Genomic DNA, 2,969 nt, shown 5'->3' on the forward strand with positions numbered 1-2,969 from the left:
AAACCATTACTGGTACGATAATAAGCGTTAAAATCACGCCCCATACAAGAACGAAAAGACCAAATCCTCCACTCGCAATTAATTGATCTAAATTCCAACTAAAAAAGAAATCGTAATCTAAAGGAAAAGCATTTTTGAAGTCGTACCAAGGCTTTTCGAATCGAACTAATATTTCTGGTATCAAAAAGGCGAATACTATTTGAAAGAACCATACCGAAGTTGTTCTTAATACCTGATACTTGTTATGACGATATTTAATGTACATCCGAATTGCCATAACAGTCATTACAGTACAATATAAAAAGCCATATAGAAACCATTGGCTCGCGGGATTACCACTTAAGCTCATACTAATTGGATCCACTATATATACCCAACTTAATATGTAATCGGGTCTAAAATAAAGGAGCAGATAAAACCCTACTAAGAACACAAAAGCAAACCAGCCTATCCATCCTCGGTTGGTAGCAGCCGTTGTCCATATGTCGTTATTTTTCATGGATGGAGAACCCATGGTTAACACTCCCGGGATAATAAATAGTAACGCACCTATAATGCCTAGCCCGAAAGTAAGAAACCAGAAAGTCCATTTATTCTCTTTAACAATACCACCTCCAGCTTCTTTTATTAATTCAAAAGACAGACTATGTGGTTTGTCCCAGATTACCTTATCCCATTCACTATTCGCTTTATAACCAGCATTAGATTCATCTAATGCATTCGTTATTTCTGTGGAAAAAGAAAACGGATCAGAATAGCCTTTACCAATTACATTGGTCGCAATATTTTCAATAAAGACCTCGCTCTTTATTCCCTTTCTACTTACCAGTTCATCAAACGATTCTTGCGAAAGGTTATAGCTTCCAAAAAACATTAGAGAACAGAATACAGCAAGTCCTGTTAAGAAGATAACTAGACCTATATTTTGAATAATTTTCATATTATTATTTACTCAAGAAACTAAACCATCCTTTTTTAGGCGGTTGAATATTAGTCCCATTCTCTTTATTAAATTGTTCTATGATTTTGCTTTCATGGCGTGTATAAAATTCCGGATCAAAATTCGCTTCCGACAAACGAGCTATTACTTGCTCGATAATTAAACCTTCTGCTAACCAAGCATCCATAACAGCATGACGCATTCGAATACCAAATGTATTTATCCCCAAAAATGCTTTTGATTCTGTGTTATAAATAACATGAATACATTTCGTTTCATCTTCATGCTCCCAATAGAATTCTGACTGACCTTCCATCAATTCATTTGGAACGTTCCCATACGTCTGATATTCTATATCAAAGAATTTTGCTGAATTATACCATATTCCGGGATTGTACATAGTCTTGGTCCCAGTAATCGTTTCGGCCAATGTTTCGCCCATGATTTTTCCGGTATACCAAACTTGTTCCAGTTTTCTTCTTCCGGTTGGATGATGTACAAACTGCGCACAATCACCAATGGCGTATACATCCTTAATATTAGTTTCTAAGAATTCATTCACAAAAACCCCACGATCGCAATCAATTTTTGAGTCTTTTACAAAATCAATATTGGGACTTACTCCTACTGTCAATCCTACAAACTGACAAGAAAGGTCATCGTGATGAGATGTTGATACAGATTTTACTCTATCATTATCGTCTCCGTTAATAGACTCTAAATTTGTAGAAAGACACAGTGCGTCTACATGACTAGCTATGTGTTTTGATATCATTTTAGCTTCCTGCTCAGGAAGTACGCAATTCCAAAAATGACTTTCTCGAACCAGCATTGTAACTTTAATCCCTCTAGAGATAAGCATCTCGGCCATTTCCACTCCAATTAACCCACCACCAGTTATCACAGCAGAAGAAATACCGTCGGTTTTCTTCTCCATTAATTCTAAGTCTTGCAAATTGTATAGACCTTGAACTCCGTCTAAATCTTCACCTGGCCATCCGAAGCTATTGGACTTTGATCCTGACGCAATAATAAGCTTATCGTACTTTAAAAAATTGTACTTATCTAAAACAAGGTGCTTAACATCGGTATCGATAGAAAGAACCGAATCCTGTATTAATGAAATCTTATTCTTCTTCCAGAAACCGTCTTCATATGGCTTGGTGTCTTCATAACGCATGTGCCCCATGTAGATGTACATAAGTGCAGTACGGGAATAAAAGTGTTTTGATTCTTTGGAAACAACAGTTATCTCACAATTCGATTTCTTTCGAATGTGGCGAGCTGCAGTAATACCTGCAATTCCATTTCCTATGATTATGACATGTTCCGACACTGAATTCTAATAAGATCAGTAAAGGTACAACCCAATACTTAATTTCTAATTATCGATTGTTTCGAAGATTCTACAATCGAAAGAATTTCATCAAGGACCTCAGCTTGTATCCTCTCCGTTTTTCTCGGCCCCATTTTAGACGCATTCTTAATACTCCCTTGATAGTATCGTTGCAACCAAGGGTAAACGCTCAATATTGCATCCAACGGTCCATAAATAGAAAATGCATGCGCATACAAAAACCAAACAGAACCAACTAAAACTAAAGAGTTCAAACCATCTAATGGATCACCAAGATATGTTTGTGCCAGTCCGGGGAAGACATAATTTAAATAAGGAATAAACTTCTTCTTGTATTTATTTGCTTTATATGCATCTCTACTTAATGACTCTAAGTTCTGATAATCCGTTTTTAATACAAGCTTCTTGAATAACTCTTCGGATCCCATAAACTCCCCTTTTCTATATGCTAGAATAGCTTCATAAAACAATCTCTTATCCTTAAAATAGGCTATTTGACTTGTGTCTAACGACAAGAGCAACATGCCGGCTTTCAAATCTTCATCTTTCAACAATAGGCATTTCGCTTTCAGATAAACCATCTCTAACCTAACACTATCCCCTATTTCGCTATTAATAGCCAATGCCGAATAAAAAATTGATTCATCAAGCTTTCCAACCTGAAAACTGGCC

The 2,969-nt window shown here is 36.3% G+C and carries 3 protein-coding genes; all 3 read right to left on the reverse strand.

Going from position 1 to position 2,969, the window contains the following annotated elements:
* On the reverse strand, nt 1-940 hold a 940-nt coding region (locus HRT72_07285; protein ID NQY67508.1), incomplete at its 3' end, for a FeS-binding protein.
* Nucleotides 941-944: 4 nt separating this feature from the next.
* Entirely contained in the window at nt 945-2,276 is a 1,332-nt protein-coding gene (locus tag HRT72_07290; GenBank protein NQY67509.1) for an FAD-dependent oxidoreductase, read from the reverse strand.
* Between the two features lie 38 nt (nt 2,277-2,314).
* A partial coding sequence (locus HRT72_07295) for a hypothetical protein (GenBank protein ID NQY67510.1) occupies nt 2,315-2,969 on the reverse strand: 655 nt, incomplete at its 5' end.

The sequence above is a fragment of the Flavobacteriales bacterium genome (genome assembly GCA_013214975.1).
In the GTDB taxonomy this organism is placed as follows: Bacteria; Bacteroidota; Bacteroidia; order DT-38; family DT-38; genus DT-38.